The organism is Paenibacillus auburnensis, assembly GCF_927798115.1.
GTDB classification, from domain to species: domain Bacteria; phylum Bacillota; class Bacilli; order Paenibacillales; family Paenibacillaceae; genus Paenibacillus_AQ; species Paenibacillus_AQ auburnensis.
Genome location: NZ_CAKMMG010000008.1, coordinates 59,071 through 78,198, shown reverse-complemented (window position 1 = coordinate 78,198; position 19,128 = coordinate 59,071). Strand labels below are relative to the sequence as shown.

The window sequence follows — 19,128 nt, the reverse complement described above, 5'->3', positions numbered from 1 at the left end:
CTCCCTCTTTTACCATGACCAATCGGATAATGGAGGACGATTCAGAACGGTAACGATTCGTTCAGTCACATTCTGGGTCGCTGTATCCGCAGATTTACGATCATTTACTGTAACAAACTCATCTATTGTCGGTTGACCGAACTCTTCTTTCGTTGTTATACGAATTTCATAACGCCCCACTTCAGCCGGATAGAAATTAATGCGATCTAAATTACCGTTATCCATCAGCACCCATGCTTCTTCTACAAAGTTCCCATCGTTGTCTGAATCATATCTGTACTCCCACACTCGCTTTGCTAAATAATCATAATCCGGAGAAATGGATAGGTCATCTATGGTTACACTTGCCTTGTTCCCGTTCGATGGATCCCGGTACACCGTATTCGGCATAGAGATATAGGGTACAGGTGCTTGGTCCGGCTGGACGGTAAAGGTGATCGCTTTTGTTGCCGAATAGCCCGCAGTATTTTCTACATATAGGGTGGCTTTATACTGTCCTGCGACTTTAATCAAAATGTCTGCATTGTCCGTCCCAGACAAGCTTCCACTGTACTTTATATCTGCATTTGTCCCTCCGGAAACTGCAGAAATCGTAAACTTTGTTTTGCCTGGAATCATCGGAAAATCGTCTGCAGCATTCTTACTGGCATTGTGCAGTGTTATTTTACGATTTTCTTTTAACGTCCCCAGGACCTGTAACTTGGCAGCCGGCGCTGGGGCCACAACCTTAATATCGCGGGATGTCGTTGCTGTGAGTCCAGAATTATCAACTACAGTGAGTGTAATAGTTTGAGTGGTATCAATAGAATCCAGGCCGTAACGGGTATCACTTGATTTACCGTATAAAGCATCATCTACATTAGGATGCTGCCAGATATATTTAACAATAGTTCCATCCGGATCAAAGGAATCTGCTCCAGATACGATAAACTTCTCACCGGCTACAACTTGGTCCGGCATCGATATTCTGGCTTCGGGTGGTTTACCAGTTGAAGGCGGCGGCGTTGGATTTGGCCCACTCGATGGCTTGGGTCCATTATATGTACTGGCGCTTGAGGTCAGTGATTGTGTTAAGCTACTTATGGTGCCATCGGGCGTAATAATCGGCTTGGTGAAACGAACCGTTACCGTCAGGGAATACTCCTGTTTGAAGGTGGTAGCGGCGGCATTTTCCTTTTTAATGTAGAATGTGAATTCTTGTGTACTGCTTAACTTTTTTAAATAGTCTTTCTTCACTTGCAGCGATGCGTCATTATTCGACTCCTTCGCGTAGAAGACCCATTCCTGAATATTGGATGTGTCCGTATAGGCTTCCAGTGTCCCTTTTAATGAGATCACTACAGGTATATCGCTTCCTGTTGCTTCAGTCGGGTTAGGATTTGGTTTGATGAGATTCACTTCTCCGATAAGGGTAGGCTCGGTGGGTAGGGTGTAGTCGAAGGTTATAGTGCCTCCGTATGAATAGGTGGGTATGTTGGCGAACGCAGTATAATAATACTTAACACCAGCCTCATAAAACCTTCCCATTGCCGGATAAACAACCGGAGGATTGGCCGTGCTTGTTACATCTTTCCATCCTCCTTTATCATCTGCCGTAACAGGTATTTGATAGGCAATAATAATCTTATTTCCTTTTGGATAAGCGTTTTTCACCCAATCGCTAGTTTCTGTAATTGTAACGTCGATAGAATTTTGATCAACGTACTTTTCGTCAACGGGTTCCATATTCAACGTTTTCCAGAAACGGCCATCGGTTGATTGATTACTGGCCGCATTTACAGTAACCTTTGGGACCATTTCTGAAGGATAGGCTGAGTCTGGTGCAGGTAGATCCTTTTTTGTCATCATATCCGTGCTGGGGCTGTAATCGTTAATCTGCCAAGTACGACCATCAGCATACCGCCAAATGCTATTACCTATTCTTGTTACAAATTGATCATACCCACTATATAATCCCTTCACTTGAACTCTTTTACTTGCAGTTACACCCGTTAAGTTCAATTTAATCTTACCATTACTTATCTGTAATGAATTCACAGCATTGGTTCCATTGTACTTTAAAGTGCTTAGGTTTATAGATGAAGCATTTACACCTGAGGGTAAGTCAAGTGTAAATGCTTTTGCGCCATTATTTTCTCCAACAAGTCCTGATGAAATTGGGACATTAACGGTTCCCGATTTGGTGTAAGAAGCAGTAGCTGAAACAAATTGGATAAGCAAACCAGAAGCTACTAGAAGTAGTGAGAATAGCAATAGACTTACTTTCTTCATTTCCCCACACCATCCGGATCTACAAGATATAGATTCTTTAGAGTATTTTTATACATTAGTGACACAAAGAAATGTCGAGGTTTAACTTTAGCGTAATAAGCTTCGTAAGTTATTAGAGACTCATTTGGCTTAAGTATAAAATCACCTAGAGATTCTTTGCTGTTATATGGATAGTATGGATCACCAGAAGTTAAGAGTGTTGTATCCCCATTAATCGTATCGACAGAGACTCTCCATTTTTGACTTAGATCCTTCATATCTCTCCGAATAGTTTGGGTTGTATTATTGGTTATTGTAATTTTCGTCCATATCAAATACTTTGCTTTTGAATACAAACTGAGCGGCAGGAACTTATATGTTTTCCAAATAGTTTGCGCATCTTTCGAGTTAACATCATAAATCATTACCTTATGCAGAGTGTAGGACAACCCATCCGCATTAATCGTAGCCGGCAAGTCTTGCGTTTTTTCCATACCATACTTAAAAAAGTTATCGGTCATAGCAGGTGTTTTTGTAGTAGCCGCTGCTGCTACAACATGATTTTTTTGAGTAATACCGCCTAGTGTTAAAAGCTGTCCAACTAGCATTGCTGCAACAGATACTTTAAGAATCATTTTATTCATTATTATTTCTCTCCTTAATAGTGTTATAGATTGTTTGTGAGCGGATATCTCTGGTTGGTACCTTCCAAGCGAAAATAGTACCTATAATCTCTTACTATCCGATAAAGGATTAATCATTCACTTTATACTCCTGTATTGCCGGTACAATAATAGCTTCTTGAACCTTTGCACGCGAGATAAGAACGGGATGCTGCGTCTCAATCACGGCAATGACGGATGGACCTTGTATGTATTTGGTGATGCCGTAAGTACTATCCTCATAGAGGAGCGGAAAAGTTACTCCAGTGGAATCATCCACGATATCGAACTTCACAATCTTCACCCGGGTTTGCAGCCTGCTCCCAGCCATTGGCGACAAGCCGTCGTCAAGTCCAAGATTACGCTGAAGTGACTCCAGGAAGGTGGCGTATGCTTCAGCGGGATCGATGATAAGCCGACCTTGCGCTCGTGCGCTTTCGTTAAGTTCCTGCGAGGCATCATGGACAGCAATGTTATTGGCATCCTTTAACATGCTGCGCAGCATGTCCCACTCCTGATTTTGAATTTGAAAAAACCAGGAGTAGACAAAGATCAGGAGCACAAAAGCGAGTTTGATAACATAATCCATAGTTTAGATCATTCCTCAATTAATCAAGATACTCGCTCATTATTGAACCGTGCCCGTAATAACTTGTCGGCTGAGACATACCTGAGAAATTATAGGGAAACAGATTTAAGCGGGGAGCGGTGATATATACATCAATCCGCTGCTTGCGCTCCTGCACGGTTTCCGTACTGCTTGAGATTGCAATTGAAGCTTCGGGAAAACCTACCGCCTTAAGGTTAGCAATCACCTCACTTTTCATAGCTGCGGTTACAATCCCTTCGGTTGCTGCTTTTTGCGTAATGTAGGATGTGTTGGCTTTGACCTGCAAATCAAGCAAATAATCAATATAAGTAAAGATAGGCTGCAGGATGATGAACAAAACAAGCCACATAAATAATGCCCGGAGGACGGTTTCCTTCACCCCAAGTCCCCCTTAGTACTGCTCTACTTGCTTGGTATGTGCGATAATATCATCCTGACTTCTGCCAATTATATTTGTGGCCGCCCCGATAAAAATCCCGGCAATCACAAACCCGATAGCCAAAAACATAGCGATAGAGATCGAGTCTTTTTTCATAACGCTTAGACCACAAAACTGGCGAAAGCTTGTACTGCTGGGGTTTGATCGATATCTGTGGGTAGAATCATAGCTGCACTTACACCCGGAATAGTTGGTCTGTTATCATCCGCATCATTGATCACATCACGTACTACAGGAATCAGGATGGCGATGACAATAGCAACACAGAGGAATCCGATAGCGATAAACAACCCCGTAGAAATAGCGTCTTTTTTCATTGTTAATATCTCCCTTTTAATTTTATATTTTTAATTGATGCTTGAATATAACAAAAACCTCATTTGATGCAATTCTAAGGTGCTGGACCACTTTTTGCAGAAGTTTATTGTTGCGACATCAAGAAGCCATTTCACCTAGCCGATCTCTTTGATGTCTTAACAAAAACCTCATTTGATGCAATTCGAAGTCAAAGAATCTTTTTGCAGATTTAACTCCTCAATGAAACATCCCAACCCCATTAAAGTTTCCTTTAATCAGCATGATGTACTGCATGGCCAGCGAAACAATCATTAGAAAGGTAGCGATGGACGGGATTACGTTAATGATGGTCGAGATGTCACCGATAAAGGACCACTTCTTCAGATATTGGTCGCTGGAGATTTTGGTGATAATCTTGCCCTGCTCCCGCAAATAATTGGCCGCTTCGGTGTCGTCATCCATCCCTTCGGTTGCCAGCAGAATCGAACGGATATCGTTAATAAAAACATGACCTGCCGGAAACTTCCCGCAAAACCATTCGATCGCCCGCTCCGTACCTTCATCCACCGCCCGCTCGGAGAGCTCATACAAATCCTGACGGATATAATGAAAGTGGCTGGCTGTCCCTGCGCAAAAAGAACCAAACTGTACATACCCGCGCTTACGCAGCCGGTTATTTTCATAAAGCCGGATGAAGGAGATGAGCTCGCCGTCTTTTTGAATCAGTGTCTTCTGATGCAGCCAGGACAGCAGCCAGCCAAACGGCAAATACCGCTTAGGACTGCTAATCATTACAATAAGCATAGCGATCAGCAGATCCATCATGGAAAAAGGCACCCCACGGATAAAATCGCCTGCCGCCTGAACTGCTGCATAAATTAATGCTGCTGAATAGCGGAAAAGTGTGATTTTGCCTGCGGATATGGAAAGGCCAGCAGATTGCAGCAGCTGCTGCAGCCGTTCGTTCTGCACTTTTTCTCCAAGCGCTTTCCACTTTACTCCAAGCCTAAGAGCGTAACGCTCCTGCTTAGTGCTGCTGCTCACAAATACCAGCAATGCAAGATAGACCACTCCGCACACCGCAATCAAAAGCAATAACCGATCCATCATTCATCACCTCTAGTGGTAGTCCAGTTTGGGTCTGGCGAGTATCGTACTGATAATGAAAGAAATAAACAGCCCGGAGATAATAACCATCAGGAAGGTAAGACCTACGGTAGTCTGAAACTGCAGCTTAAAGTAGACATCCGGCTTCAGCATATACATAAACGTCCCGACTGAAGAAACCAGGACTACCAAATTTCCGTACAGCCCCAGACTGATCGCATCCCTGCTGCCTGCTTTTACCGTCAGAATGGTGTCGCGCTGCTGTTCCATGGAACGGTTGAGCATCATGAGCGAGCTTTTGAGATAACGCGTCCCTTCCTTCTCGCAGTACAGCAGATCAGACACAAACTCTATGGCAAAAGTCGTACCTATCGCATCCGAGAATCTAGCTGCCTGTTCATTAAGCTCATATTCATTGCAGTAATTGGCAAACGCTGTACTCAGCAGCCTCAAGGGCGTCTTCAAAACATTTTCCTCAGTCAATAAATCTGCCGTTCTGGCCAAAATAGAATCCGCCGATAAATGCGTAAATTTGGTCGCAATCTTGATCACGTCAAGCAGATCGTAGCTACCGCGTACCTTTCTCTGCGCATAGTTATATCTCATCCGTAAATAAGGAATGCTCCCCCCAATAACAGCCACAAACAGCGGAAGCCGCCAAACCTCATGAACCGGCTGCCGTTCCCCAAAGCTGATCCCCTCCAGAAATGGATTGTTAAAGCTCATATGCCCAGGCAGCTCACGTAATGTCAGTAAGGTGGACAGGAACACAGCTATAAACAGAAAAGCCGTACGCATGACAAAACGCATAACACTGATGCCCGGCTCATACTTCCGGTGTGCAAAATAGAGCAGGTCATCTAAATGCCGGTACAGCCACAGCCTTTTTTCAACCTTGCTGATTCTTTTGCGGAAAAGGCTCCTTCTAAGCTTCATATGCTGATCTATACTCTGTCCAAGCTGCCTCAAGTGACGTTCAACCAGCGGCCTCACCATCTGCCATAGTCCCCAGGCGACTAGCAAATGAAGCACAAAGCGAATCAGATATAAGATAAAGTCCACGCTTCATGCCTCCTCATTCGTTCAATACAATCCTGGATTTAAGGCTCTCCTTCAGCGGGTGCTCCATAGGCTTCATCGCAGCCAAGTGCCCCAGTTCCTGCATCAGCACACGCATGGCGCGCGCATTTTTCTTCCGCATCTTCGTCATCAGCTTCTCCGTCAGCTTGTCATTATAGCTCCAGGCCGACTGCTCCTCCTCCCAGCGCATCAGATCATTCGCGAACACCGAATTGTGCTCTTCGTCATAGAACACCTCGGAAATCCGCGCCAGCCGCTTTTTCCCGTCCGGTACGCTTTCCAGGATAAAGACGAGCTCGCAGGACTTCAGTGCTGAGATCAGATGACCCTTAAGGCTGCCACCAATCCGTGTAGACACTGCAAAAGCTCCTTGGTACGGAATATCCTCCGAGTCAACCGTATGAAAAGTGCCGGTGATGCCGTCGTAGCCTTTCTCGCCGCTCCACAGATAGAACTCCCACTCGTTGTAGCGCATTTCCGTCATATAAAGGATGTTCGGATCGTGGCGCAGCGACTCCACCCCGACCTCCATCAGCTCCTCATTGGCCGCCTGTATCGGAATAATCCGGTGCCCTTTGATCTGGTACGGCAGAATCGACTCCGGATGCTTCTCAATCATCACCACCCCCATGCAGGAGGTAGAACCCAGAAGCTGCTCACCGACAATCGTATTGGCGAAGGTGGTTTTGCCTGAACCGACTGCGCCGGCAATGATCGTATTACGGAACGTTCCCGTTAGTGCACGGATCAGCTCTATGGCCTCCGCAGGTATACACTCCGTACCGGCCTGATCCTCCAGATCAAGAAACTCCACCACCTGGCGCCGCATCGAAATCGTCGTAAACCCTTCCCACACCCTGGGCGACACCCAGATCGCAAGCCGGATGAACCTTCCGGGCCACAACGGATCATCCATTTTGAACTCTACCGACGGGTTGTCCTTGTTCAGCTTTTTGTTAGGGTCGCTTTTGAGAAGAGAACGTTTCAACTGCTCCACCCGGTCCAGCGAGGGCATATCATAGGGATAGGCGATAAACCTGCCGCGATGGTTGTAAAAGATTTGCCGTCCGATCATCTGCAGTCCAGTAGATTCGCTGTACGCACGGTCTGTGAACCAGCGGTAGGCCGGGCCAAAACCTTTCCATTCATGAAAAAGTGCTTCTGCTGCAGTCCGGTATGCCTCAGGTACCCGGCCGGTAAATGGTGTTTTGCGCAAATACTTTTCAATTTCGTTCATAAAAAAACTAACCGCCTGAGGATCGCCGATCAGCGCCTTGGCATTCAGTTCAAAATAACCGTCATCTTCCCGCTCCAGTCCGGCGTTCATGTCGCTTTTCATCTTTTGCAGGAAGCCGTAAAAATCTTCTTTCCCCGGCTTGCTGGTACGCAAAACACTCTGCTTCAGGGAGAACGGACGGCGGGCTGCCGGAATAGGAAACGTATTATCCATAAGCTCATTGGGTTGCCATAGCGGTTCCCGTTTAGAATATTGCCCCTTCTCCCGGGGCTGTTCCTGCCAGATTTCTTCACGGTATTCGATCATTGGAAAATCCCCTTTTTCCGCACTTCCAGCGCAAGACCAAGCGATACTAACAGAGCGTGAACCTTGTCATCTACATGCTGGAGTTCTTTTTTACCTAGGGGGAGACTGTCCGGAAGCGGCTGGTAGTATGGCAGCTCGAGCAGAATCTCACTGCCGAAGCGCAGCGTCAGACTTTTATGTGAGGTCATTTCGTCCACATTGCTGCGGTTAATGATCCACTGAAAATCCTGCGGATGCAGATCCATATGCCCGGTAAGCTCCAGTAAAGCTTGAAGCCGGTATTCATGCCTGGGGTGCGTCACCATCATACGCAGTGCTGATTTCTGCATACCCACGTACCATGCGGCGCTCTCAGGAATGGAGCCAAAATCAGCAACAACCACATCTGCGTTCGCACCTGCTTCCGTAAGCAGATATTCAATCTCCTCCTCCTGATAATCGTGTACACTCAGAAAATCAAAATTGCCCGGTAAATAGGAATATCCGTCCTGCTTGACCAGCCCTTCAAAATCCTCGCTATGGAGCATCTTCCCTGTAATCCTGGGACGCAGTCTGTCCAAACTTATAGCTGGTTTACGGTCATAGCCGGGATCATACAGATCCATTCCCAGCAAAATCACCCTTAGACCTGCTGCAGCAATCCGTCTGGCGAACAGCTTAGCTACACTGGTGCAGCCGATCCCTGGACCCGAGCCGAAAAAACCGACCAGATTTCCGCGTTCCTCGCGCTCCTCCTCTGTGATGTACCGCAGCTTTTCGATCATTGCCGAGGATGTGGAGCGCGGTGGAATAAAGCAGATCCCCAGGCTTTCACACAGCATATGAATAGCCTGGTAGCCGCGTACTCCTTTTTGCAGATATACATACAGGATCGTGGAGCGCGGAAACTTCCGGCTCAGCTCACTTAAGGCACTAACCGGTACCTGTTCGCTTGTAACCATCAGCAGATGCCCTTCGGCATGGGCGGGTTCAGGCAGTACATTTTGCGTTACAACTGTAAAACCGGCCAGCTTAATCTCATTAATCGTCAGTTGATCCATGCCCAGACTGAATATTTTCAAGGCCGCTCCCTCCCTTCTATTCAACGCGTACAATCCACAGCTTCTTGCCCTGCTCCAGATACTGCCCGAGCAGCTCACCATCGCTTTTCTTCAGCTTCAATTCCGGTGCCGCAACCTTGCCGGTTGAAGTGACGCGGTTATTGGTATTGCCATTCTCCGAATCCAGTACATCATTGTTATCCTCTGAACGCACATAGTTTACGGTGACACCGCTCAGGAATACCTTTCGGGAAGGCCCTATCGGTTCAGTTCCCCCTGTTACTGCTCCCGGAGCACCGGTCTCAGCTGTTGTGCCGCCACTCCGCTCCTTATTCGGTGAATCGCCTTCAACTAGGTAAATATCCACCTTATCCCTGCTGCGCAGCGAACCGTTGATGGCATAGATGGCTTCCTTGGGGATCGGGAATATCCCCTCATCCTGCTGCGGCTCCAGATCACTGACATCTACCAGCGATGCCGTCAGAATGCTGCCGTCCATCAGATTCACATTAGTAATCTTGTGCTCCACCTGGGTAATTTCCGTGATTACGCCCGAAGGGACATCTTTCGTCTGCACCGTGTCGAGGTAAAGATCACTTTGCTTCAGTTCATAGTTTTTGGGTAAAAATCCACCTTCAGCCACCTTAATCTTGACTACCGTCTGCGATAACACATAAGGCTTGAAATATAGATCGTAGCCGAGCAGCCCGCCGAAACCGGCAAGCAGGATTAGAAAGGCAAAGAAATAATTACGTTTTAACAGGGTTCCTCGCTGTGAAGCCAAGCCTCTTACCTCCTTTGAAAACCGTTTTTTGCCCACGAAAAAAGGCACTTTGGCAGACGTAGCCAAAATGCCGGTAAAATGCTTTTTCACCTAATTGAATAAACAAATATTAGATTGTATTGAGTGGGAATTGCAGTTAATTGAATACTACTGTCTTATTGTGGTGTACCAGAATTCTGTCCTCGATATGCCATTTCACAGCACGGGCTAATACTACCCGCTCGATGGTACGTCCGATTCGTTTCAGCTCGCTCACATCGTCGCTGTGGCTGACCCGCTGCACGTCCTGCTCAATGATTGGACCGCCATCCAGCTCTTCAGTGACATAGTGGGCGGTAGCTCCGATAATCTTCACCCCGCGCTGATACGCCTGGGCGTAGGGTTTGCCGCCTACGAATGCAGGCAGGAACGAGTGGTGGATATTGATAATCCGGTGCCGGTAATGTTCGATGAACGAAGGTGAGATAATCTGCATGTACCGTGCCAGAATGATCACATCAATATCGTCTTCAATGACCTCCAGCTGACGCTGCTCCGCTTCCGCCTTCGTATCCGCTGTAACCGGAATATGGTGGAATGGTATGCCAAAGGATTCAACATAGGCCTGCATATCTGTGTGGTTGCTGACTACAAGAGCAATATCCGCATCCAGATCACCGGCCTGCCATTGCCAGAGCAGTTCGACCAGACAGTGATCCTCTTTGGATACAAAGATCGCCAGCTTCTTCTTATGGCTCACATTGAAAATCTGCCAGTCCATCTTAAAACGCTCGGCGACACCGCCGAAGATAGAGCGTACCTCATCCAGCCGCTCATCCAGCTTGGGCAGGTCAAACTCCACTCTCATGAAAAACATGCCGCCGTCCGGATCCATCGTATATTGGTCAGACTGCACAATATTGGCACCTTGCTGGTATAAAAAATGCGACACGGCTGCTACGATACCCGGCCCGTCAGGACAAGAAATGAGCATGCGTGCCCGGTTCGGATACTGTCCGCCTGTAGAATGATCTCTTTTCACATGTAATTCCATAATCCGCTGTCCATCCTCTCATCTACTTGCGCAATCTAACGTATGTCTAGTTTAAGCGTTCACGAGCACCTGTTTACCTGCCAGCCAGGCGATCAACCGTTGATTGATTGCTTCCTCGCTAAGCTGCGGGAAGAGTCCGGCTGCAGCAACATTATCATAAAGCCGTTCCAGCGGCTCACGCGGATCAGCCTTTTTGGCCTTAGCATCATTTTTGAGCAAATCCCATACATCAAGTACATACTGACGGGAATCCATCTCCTGCTTGGCAAAGAAAGAATGCAGCTCTTCCACTTCCTGCAGAAATTCTGCGCCGAACCGTTCAGCCACATTACCGCGCAGCAAGGCGATTTCGATCTCGTACATCGGGCGCAGCTTTTTTGCATCCTTCCCGATCCAAGGCGTCTCCAGAATAAACGGCAGACCTGAGAGCGCTTCGTGGTGGACCACCTTGTTGATCGTCTCGAAGCCTATCCAGCCTGAACCAATGGGAGTATGGCGGTCCTTGCCTGCTCCGCGCGGATTTTTGCTGTCATTGATGTGGACCACACCCAGCCGCTTGAGGCCGATAGTCTCGTCAAACTGACGCAGGACGCCGTCCAGATCACCCACAATATCGTAACCCGCATCATGGATGTGACAGGTATCCAGACAGATGGACAGCCGCTCATTATGTACGACCTTGTCAATAATGGAGGCAATCTCCTCGAAGCTGCGGCCGATTTCCGTCCCTTTACCTGCCATCGTCTCCAGGGCAATATGAACTTCTGTCTCGTTTGTACCGCCAAGCACCTCGTTCAGACCATCAGCAATACGCTGGATGCCGTATTCCGCGTCCTTGTCTGTGTAAGCTCCCGGATGAAGTACAATATGCTTGACCTCAAGCTCATGAGTACGACGGATCTCCTGCTGGAGGAAATCAACAGCAAGCTGATATGTGTTGTCCTTATAGGAGCCCAGATTAATAATATATGGAGCGTGCACGACGATCTCTTCAACGCCGTTAGCCTTCATTGCCAGTTTCCCTTCGGCAGGATACATCGCTTCAATCGGCTTACGGCGTGTATTTTGCGGCGCTCCCGTATATATCATGAACGAGCTGGAACCATACTCATTTGCTTCATTAGCCGCGCTTAAGAGCCCCTTGTCCGCACAGGACACATGTGAACCTATTTTCAGCATGCCTTTTTTCCCTCTTTCCTTCACGAATTAACCCTTATTCTACCGTGATCGGGAAAATAAATCTAGGCAAGCCCCGGCGGAGTGCTTTCGCTTCGCAAAACTTTAGAAATACGCTATACTTTAGGTAAGATGAAGATTTGTGACAATCATCATTGTCAAAGGCGGTGTATACATGTCTGATTTCAGTTTATTATCGTCGACACCAAGCAATTGGTTTATGAACTCCATCGCATTTTGGACCTTTCTACTGCTGGGCTGCATGTGCATCGGCGGCTTCTTTATGTTCCGCAAATTCCTGAAGGTGCTGCCCAAAGCTGACGGCAAATCCAAGCTTGACTGGCAGAACTATTGGGTCGAATGCAGCCGTCCGCTGTGGAGCGATGAAATGAAGGCGTTTCTGGATCAGCTGGTGCAACCGGTTCCAGGGCCTTTCCGTGACATCGCCAAGCATTCCATCGCTGCCGAGATCGGTAAGATCGCCGTGGAAAGCGATGCGCCGGCCGTGACCCGTGAGCACTGCATCAAGGGCTATATTGTTGCCACTCCGCGAAGGGACAACCGGTTTCTCGTTACCTTTCTTGAGAAGAACGGCATCGACTATACTCCCTACCGGCACCTTATCAAGTAAGAAGTATCCTGACGGGAGGATTCATTCATGAAATATATCATCTGCGGCGGCAGCGGATTCATCGGCCGTGAGCTCACAGAATACTGGCTTGCTGCCGGACATCAAATTATTGTAGTTGGACGCAAGCCGCCGAAGAGTAAGCCGGCTCATCCGGCCCTCAGCTACACAACTTGGGATGACCTTGCTGTCACTCCCGAAATTGCTGAAAAGGCGGATGCTCTAGTCAATCTTGCCGGAGCCTCACTCAGCCAGCGCTGGAGTCCAAGCGGGAAGAAAGCAATTATGCAGTCCCGGCTTGAAACTGTTGACGCCGCCGGTAAACTGCTTAGTGCCCTCGTGCATAAACCGCCCGTTATCCTTCAAGCCTCTGCTGTCGCCATTTACGGTACATCACTGAATGATACCTTTGACGAAGATTCACCCGCCCGGGTAATGGACTTTCCTTCAGAGGTCGTTAACACCTGGGAAGCTGCTGCGGATGAAGCTTATCAGGGAGTACGGCTAATCAAACTGCGTACTGGTGTAGTACTTGGTAACGAAAGCGGAGCCTTCCCCAAAATGAAGCTGCCCTATTCCCTTGGCTTCGGCGGCAGGATCGGCAGCGGGAAGCAATGGCTCTCCTGGATTCACCTAGAGGATATCGCCCGTCTGATCGATTTCTGTATCCGCACCCCGGAAATCACAGGACCGGTCAATGCTACAGCCCCTAATCCCGTAACTAACGGGCAGTTCGGCAAAATGATCGGCAAAGTATATCATCGTCCGCATTGGTTTCCGGTTCCTGCCGTGATATTAAAAGCAGCTGTCGGTGAACTCTCGGAAATCCTGCTGGAGGGACAACGGGTACTTCCGGCCAAAGCGGTAAACCATGGCTTCACCTTCACTTATCCAACCTTGCAGCCAGCACTGGAGCAGCTTAAGTCAGAGTGAGGTATGCCCTTTCTCCCCGGCCTGTTCTCAGGCTGAACGGAAGGTGTAACAGCCTTTTACGATTGTAAACACACCCCCTTCAGTCAGCGGATATTCCTTGTAGGGGATCATCGGAGCTCCCTGATACAGTGTCCCGTTTCTGGAATCCAGATCCTTCAGGATATACCCTGCCGGGCCCCTTGATATTTCGGCATGCACCCTTGAGGCTCCCTCGGACTTCTCTACATACTGGGCAACCTCCGGGGAGCGGCCGATGATAAAGCTGGCACGGTTCAGTTCAATCCGCTCCCGGATATCGCCTTCATCTGTCTGGATTCGTTCAAGATAAGGAGCTGCACGTGCCTGCTCTGCCTTCTCCCGCTCCGTCCCCGGAGCATCACTGCGCGTCAGCAACGCTGTTGCCGCTTCTGGGGCAGGTTGATGTCTGCCCTCCACTGCCGTCCTAAGCCGCATATCCTCTATATCCGGATAATCCGGTGCAGCCGGCTCCCGTTCAGTCCTGATTGGAGCCAGGGGACGAACAGGCGCTAGCGGATTTCTGCCAAAATCCCATTCCAGCTCCTTCAGCTTGCGGCTTTGCCTGTGTTTATCTCCCCCTCCCACTTCCGGCTCAGGTACTTCCTCGTTGTCAGCCTCCACCTTATTCCGCCCGAACATCAATCTTTCACTCCATACCAGCCAGCACAGAATCCCCAGTATTAAGGTCGCTGTAAGGCAAACAATTAACCAGATCATGAGCGGTTGATCCAAATAAAGAAACTTCCACAACAACGCATCTACCAAAACAGCGACTAATGCAGCATAAGTTCTATAGGAGGAAGGTAAGTTCCCGTCATTCACGGTATCTTCAGGACCAAGCGAGTCCAATTCTTCCTTTAACCGGAGTTTAGGTAAAGAATTGCTCCATGGAGCTTCAATCTGCCCAGCACTGGCTGCTTCCACCTGTGGCTGAGTGAATGACCATCTCCGTGGCACAGCTGGTTCCACCGCTGCAGTCACCTGCGGGTTCTGCTTAATCATTGTCTCTGCAGCCGGTGGTGCGGAATCCGTATTTCCGGAAGGTCTCCTTACAGGGATTCCATCAGCCAGCAGCTCTGCCAGCAGCGCTTTGAGTCCTCCTATATTGAATTCCTCACTGGCACAGTACTGCAGCAGTCTTTGGACCCCGCTTCCCGAAAGCTCTGTGACCGATGCCATAAGCACCATGATCAGAGCCTTCATGCTCTCTCCAGGTGGTGCCTGCAGTCTCGCAGACTGCAAGGGTATGTAAGTTAAATATACCTTGCCGCTGCTTAGAGACCCGTCTACAAAAATATAGTCCTCATGAAGTGCGTACTGCTCCGCCCGTAGCATATACAGCCTGCCCTCTTCGATCCCCCGGCTAATTTGCAGTAGCAATCCAAAGAATTCGGCCATGCCCAGTTTTTCACTTTTCAGCAGATGACTGAGCATTTTGCGGCGGGACACCGCATACTCAAGCGTGACCTGTAAATCGACTTCCCTAAGCAGCAGCCGCAGATGATGCGGAATACTCGTATTCATCAGCATCCTGGCCTGCACCATGTTAAGATCTGCGGCCGACAATCCGTCAGGGCTCCCCAGCTGCATCGATATACCATCCTGTTGTATAAAATCACGGTTTAGTCCAAACAACAAACATCACCTCCTAATCTAAAGGTAGACATAGGCGCATAAATATCCCGGAAGAACAGCCAGCATAAAAGGAAACCTTAGCATCTCGCTGTCTTTTCCGCTTCTTAGTAAAGCAGGATTACGCAGCAGCAAAAATCCGGCAGTCCTGCTGATAATGTTGCGCATGCGCCTGCCTGTCTCCCTTCGGGACAGCACAATGATCCAACCGATCACAGCGCCGAACAAAACGGAATACATAATTACCTGCAGTGAGAACCATACCCCCAGCCAGGCCCCCATCCCGGCAAAAAGCTTTACATCCCCGGCACCCACCGCTCCCATGAAATACATAAGCAGCAGTACGGCAAACCCCGCGGATGCACCACAAAGTGCGAACAGCAATCCATGCCAGCCGTATATGAATCCCCTTGAACATAGCCCCGTCACCAAAGCAAGCACGGAGATCCAGTTCGGTATCCGCATCCGCCGCAAATCCGTGATGAATGCCGCCCCCAGAAAAATCAGGCAGCCCCAAAAAGCCCATTCCGCCATCTGCAATTCACCCTCTTCCGCTATATCATTTCACTACTGTAAAAGTTGCTTCCAGGCTGGTCCCATCGTCCAAAGTGATTACAAAGGGCCAGGAACCCGGCGTTGTATTCACCCCGATTTTCCATTCCCATTCGATATATCCGGCTTCGTCTGCCTGCTTCCAGCCCAAATATTTCGCAGTACTCTGACCGCTCTTATAGAAAATTGACAGGTTAGCCGATGCTCCCGGCGGAACCTTGACCCGGATCCTGCCTTGATGATTAGCAACGCCGGGATTCGGCTTGTCCAGTATTACGATGGAGCCATGCTCCCCGGCCTCTCCGGCATTCCCGTTCTGCCCTGCAGCATCGGTATTCCCTATCCAGAGTCGTTCTACCGCGCTAGCTTCCAGAACGATACTCCGGTTCAGAAAAGGAACCTTCATCGGCAGCTCGTAGCTGACGACCAGTCCGAAGTAGGGGCGTGTGCCGTTCTTCAGCTCCGGAACGGTAACATTGGAGATATGAAGCCGGTCATATTCCAGCCAATCTGTAGCCATATACGGCTTGACTAGAGGCTTAAGTGCAAGGTCAAGCACAGACTGCGAAGCCTCAGCCTGAAGCTCCTGCAGCGGACCCTCTGCGCGCTGCACGGCAGATCTGACCCACTCATCAACAGGTGCCGGCAGATCAGCTGCGTAGCTGTCGCTCCATTCTGTAAGTGACAGACGGGGAATCCCCCACTTGCCGGAAGACAATGTTGAACCGGCAGCTGCTCCTGCAGTTGTTCCATCCGCTGCTCCGCCTGCATTCCCGCTATTGCCGCCGGCACCTGCCGGATCAGCTATAACGCTATTCTGCTCCCCCCACTTCTGCGATGCCAAAGCCGCAGGATAGATATGGGTTGAGATCATCTTGACTGTGTCGGAGGCGGTACTCTGCAGAGCCGTCGAATACAACGTCATCTGAACGATAAAGATCAGGAATAAGACGAACAGAATAAACATAGGAAGGACCATAGCCGCTTCAACAACCATACTGCCTTCATCCTGATGCTTGCATCGTCTCTGGTACCAGCGTTTCATTCTGCCAACCTCCTGCTAATAAGAAAAATCAGCCTGCACTGCCCGGTAGTACACTTTATCTTCCACCTCACCGGGCAGAGCCGAGCTATAATCCAGCAGCTTCACCACACCCGGCAAAAACCACAGCCGCAGGCCCATACGAATCTCTGCTGAAGCGTAAGTGAACCTTTCCGCCGGGTTGATTCCTGTATCAAGCCTGATCAGGGCCAGCATCCGGGACAACTGTACATTCCCCGCCCCGTGCAGCAGCATGAACAGGCGCAAGTAATCGCGGTAATTCAGCTTTGCAGGCAAGTATTTGGACAACGGAACCTCTCCTGTCTTGCATAGGAGCAGCATATCCTGAACTGCATGCTCCACACCGTACAGCAGTGCCGCAGCCAGAATAGCCAGCGGATTGCTGAGCCGGGCACTTTCGATAAAGCCCTCCATCGTCCTGATAGCCAGCCTGAGTGCAAAGATCTCCCCAAAGGCTGCCGCCACATTTCCTGCCGGATTATGAAAGCCGTATAAAATGTACTCCAGCTCTTGGGCATGCGGATCTAGCTGATCAGCCAGCACAGAGGCTGTATCACCAGCAGGACCAGAGACGGCCGGTGTCAGCAAAGAAAGATCAAAATGCGGAAAATATAGCGTAGAGTATTCTGTTTGGAACAGCCTATCCCGCGCGCCCTTCATAATGCTGCCTATGGATGCATATAGACCATCCACCTTCCCCATTGCTGAGCCGCCTGCAGAATAAATATCCGCACCGCCCCCGGATTCCCCTGTTGTTTCCTGATCCTGTGCCTGATTAAGCTTAATATTCTCCTCATAATATTGCCTGAGTGTACCGTAACGCCCCATAGCTGCCTGCGCCCTATCTCCCAGACTGCGTATCTGCTCCAGCAGCTTCATGGCATCTCCAAGCTTGGTTTTGGCCTGCTGTTCCAGCTGCTTACGTTCATCATCCGAGGTCCGGTGCGCTTCGATCCGGGCAGCTTCGGCTGTAATAACGGCCCCGTTATCTCCGTAATTGTTCAGATAATTACTGCTGGCACGTGAAGCGTCTATTACGGCGGTACTCATCTGGGTGAAATCAGCATATAGCCCGGAGACTTCGGACAGCACGGCCGGCAGTACGGAAACCGGTGGTTCTACCGCCTGCAAAGCTAACTCCTGTGCATGCAAATTTTGCTCCATCCCGCTGATTTCAGCAGGTGTAAGAATAAGCGCGTCTTCCTGCTCACGCAGCTTCGCCAGCGGCGCGGCACTCAGTTCAGTACTGCTGTTGCCCGGAATATCCCAGCCGTTTGCCGAAGCTTCACCGCTCTCAGCCCCGCTGTTTCTGGATTGCTCCAGCACAATTCTCATCTGCTCATTTAGTTCCCCGGCCTGCTTAAGCGCCTCTTTCGCCTCAGCCATCAGAGAGCTATGCTGCAGCTTGTAAGCGGACAATGTGCCAGGGAGCTCGGAAATCAGAGCAGCAGCTTGCTCTATGTAGCGGGCAAGAGCCTGCTGATACTTTTCAGACTGCGTTTCCCGGTCACGGTATAGGTCAGCGTAGTATTTTCCAACATAATCTCTGTACATGGCCACAATATCAGCGGCTGATGCAATATTCCCAAGAGAAAGACTACTAATATCATCCTGAGGAGGATTCATAATCATCTGCTGCAGTATTCTCCCGCTCTCCGCTGCCTGCCGCCGCCGCTTCATCATGAGATCCAGTGCTGCTTCGCGCGCATCATATAAAGGCTGCAGCTTACCGAGCACCTTCGTTGAACGTGAAGCTTCCCCCATCGCTGCTGACAGCGGCTTGAACTTTCCGGCCAGCTCCAGTGTAAAGTCGATCGGTGCCTTATATTTCATCTCCTCGGCAATCTGTCTGCGGAAGATATCGTAGTTCCCAATGGGACGGCTCCAGGTTAACGAGGAGGTGTCCAGCTTCACAGGCAGCAGATTGAAGGCATCCCCCCGGCCGCTCTCGTATAAATTATCATTCAGCACACCGGACAGCAGCTGATCTCCGTCATCGCCCCCGAAGGTGAACAAGCCGTAATTCTCCCGCAGGCTGATATCATAAGAGGACATCACTGAGCGGACCGCCGCCCTTGCCAGACGCTCCTGCTGTACATTCGCCGCAGCAATCCTTGCATAATCAATCAATACAGCGGTGAACAGGAATACAAATGCCAGCACCATGATCAGAAAAATCGAGACTGAGCCTTCGGTCCGGTTGTTCCGCCTGGATTTCTGCTCTTTTCGCTGGCCGGAAGTCAAAGCCTTTACAATCCTCAATCGATCTGCCTCCCCTGGC

At 49.3% G+C, this 19,128-nt stretch carries 19 protein-coding genes; 2 read left to right on the top strand and 17 right to left on the bottom strand.

What is annotated here, in order from left to right:
* Positions 1-9: 9 nt before the first annotated feature.
* From L6H70_RS21885 to L6H70_RS21825, 13 genes are all read right to left on the bottom strand, one after another.
* The gene (locus L6H70_RS21885) at positions 10-2,271 is read right to left on the bottom strand and encodes a hypothetical protein (RefSeq protein ID WP_236336260.1); all 2,262 of its coding nucleotides are present in this window, start codon (positions 2,269-2,271) and stop codon (positions 10-12) included.
* Entirely contained in the window at positions 2,268-2,894 is a 627-nt protein-coding gene (locus L6H70_RS21880; protein WP_236336259.1) for a hypothetical protein, read from the bottom strand. The genes L6H70_RS21885 and L6H70_RS21880 overlap by 4 nt, the downstream gene beginning before the upstream one ends.
* Before the next feature lie 109 nt (positions 2,895-3,003).
* Positions 3,004-3,501: a hypothetical protein gene (locus tag L6H70_RS21875; protein ID WP_236336258.1), complete on the bottom strand. Its 498-nt coding sequence runs from the start codon at positions 3,499-3,501 to the stop codon at positions 3,004-3,006.
* A 19-nt stretch (positions 3,502-3,520) separates the two neighbouring features.
* Positions 3,521-3,901, bottom strand: coding sequence for a hypothetical protein (locus tag L6H70_RS21870; protein WP_236336256.1), 381 nt, complete (start codon positions 3,899-3,901; stop codon positions 3,521-3,523).
* A 12-nt stretch (positions 3,902-3,913) separates the two neighbouring features.
* Positions 3,914-4,057: a hypothetical protein gene (locus L6H70_RS21865; protein WP_236336255.1), complete on the bottom strand. Its 144-nt coding sequence runs from the start codon at positions 4,055-4,057 to the stop codon at positions 3,914-3,916.
* A 5-nt stretch (positions 4,058-4,062) separates the two neighbouring features.
* Positions 4,063-4,278 (bottom strand): hypothetical protein, encoded by a 216-nt coding sequence (locus L6H70_RS21860; RefSeq protein ID WP_236336254.1) that lies wholly within the window; start codon positions 4,276-4,278, stop codon positions 4,063-4,065.
* A gap of 217 nt (positions 4,279-4,495) precedes the next feature.
* Positions 4,496-5,365: a hypothetical protein gene (locus L6H70_RS21855; protein ID WP_236336253.1), complete on the bottom strand. Its 870-nt coding sequence runs from the start codon at positions 5,363-5,365 to the stop codon at positions 4,496-4,498.
* A 12-nt stretch (positions 5,366-5,377) separates the two neighbouring features.
* Complete coding sequence (locus L6H70_RS21850) at positions 5,378-6,427, bottom strand: hypothetical protein (protein ID WP_236336252.1); 1,050 nt, start codon at positions 6,425-6,427, stop codon at positions 5,378-5,380.
* A 13-nt stretch (positions 6,428-6,440) separates the two neighbouring features.
* Entirely contained in the window at positions 6,441-7,988 is a 1,548-nt protein-coding gene (locus tag L6H70_RS21845) for a P-loop NTPase family protein (RefSeq protein ID WP_236336250.1), read from the bottom strand.
* Positions 7,985-9,049 (bottom strand): P-loop NTPase family protein, encoded by a 1,065-nt coding sequence (locus L6H70_RS21840; RefSeq protein ID WP_236336248.1) that lies wholly within the window; start codon positions 9,047-9,049, stop codon positions 7,985-7,987. The genes L6H70_RS21845 and L6H70_RS21840 overlap by 4 nt, the downstream gene beginning before the upstream one ends.
* A gap of 16 nt (positions 9,050-9,065) precedes the next feature.
* The gene (locus L6H70_RS21835) at positions 9,066-9,812 is read right to left on the bottom strand and encodes an SAF domain-containing protein (RefSeq protein WP_236336246.1); all 747 of its coding nucleotides are present in this window, start codon (positions 9,810-9,812) and stop codon (positions 9,066-9,068) included.
* Between the two features lie 136 nt (positions 9,813-9,948).
* Positions 9,949-10,845, bottom strand: a complete 897-nt coding sequence (gene purU, locus L6H70_RS21830; RefSeq protein WP_236336245.1) for a formyltetrahydrofolate deformylase — start codon at positions 10,843-10,845, stop codon at positions 9,949-9,951.
* Between the two features lie 51 nt (positions 10,846-10,896).
* Positions 10,897-12,024 carry a deoxyribonuclease IV gene (locus L6H70_RS21825; RefSeq protein ID WP_236336244.1) on the bottom strand — a complete coding sequence of 376 codons (1,128 nt, stop codon included), beginning with the start codon at positions 12,022-12,024 and terminating at the stop codon, positions 10,897-10,899.
* 172 nt (positions 12,025-12,196) lie between these two features.
* Between L6H70_RS21825 and L6H70_RS21820 the strand changes: the two genes are divergently transcribed.
* Together L6H70_RS21820 and L6H70_RS21815 are read left to right on the top strand one after the other, a co-directional pair.
* Positions 12,197-12,652, top strand: coding sequence for a DUF2621 family protein (locus L6H70_RS21820; protein WP_236336243.1), 456 nt, complete (start codon positions 12,197-12,199; stop codon positions 12,650-12,652).
* A gap of 27 nt (positions 12,653-12,679) precedes the next feature.
* Positions 12,680-13,582, top strand: a complete 903-nt coding sequence (locus L6H70_RS21815) for a TIGR01777 family oxidoreductase (RefSeq protein WP_236336242.1) — start codon at positions 12,680-12,682, stop codon at positions 13,580-13,582.
* Positions 13,583-13,609: 27 nt separating this feature from the next.
* Here the strand turns inward: L6H70_RS21815 and L6H70_RS21810 are convergent, their stop codons facing one another.
* The 4 genes from L6H70_RS21810 to L6H70_RS21795 are packed head-to-tail and all read right to left on the bottom strand — an operon-like array spanning position 13,610 to position 19,109.
* Positions 13,610-15,238: a DUF6382 domain-containing protein gene (locus tag L6H70_RS21810; RefSeq protein WP_236336241.1), complete on the bottom strand. Its 1,629-nt coding sequence runs from the start codon at positions 15,236-15,238 to the stop codon at positions 13,610-13,612.
* Between the two features lie 15 nt (positions 15,239-15,253).
* Positions 15,254-15,766, bottom strand: a complete 513-nt coding sequence (locus L6H70_RS21805) for an A24 family peptidase (RefSeq protein ID WP_236336240.1) — start codon at positions 15,764-15,766, stop codon at positions 15,254-15,256.
* 25 nt (positions 15,767-15,791) lie between these two features.
* On the bottom strand, positions 15,792-16,829 hold the full coding sequence (locus L6H70_RS21800) for a TadE/TadG family type IV pilus assembly protein (RefSeq protein ID WP_236336239.1): 1,038 nt from the start codon (positions 16,827-16,829) through the stop codon (positions 15,792-15,794).
* A 15-nt stretch (positions 16,830-16,844) separates the two neighbouring features.
* Complete coding sequence (locus L6H70_RS21795) at positions 16,845-19,109, bottom strand: coiled-coil domain-containing protein (RefSeq protein WP_236336237.1); 2,265 nt, start codon at positions 19,107-19,109, stop codon at positions 16,845-16,847.
* Positions 19,110-19,128: the final 19 nt, after the last annotated feature.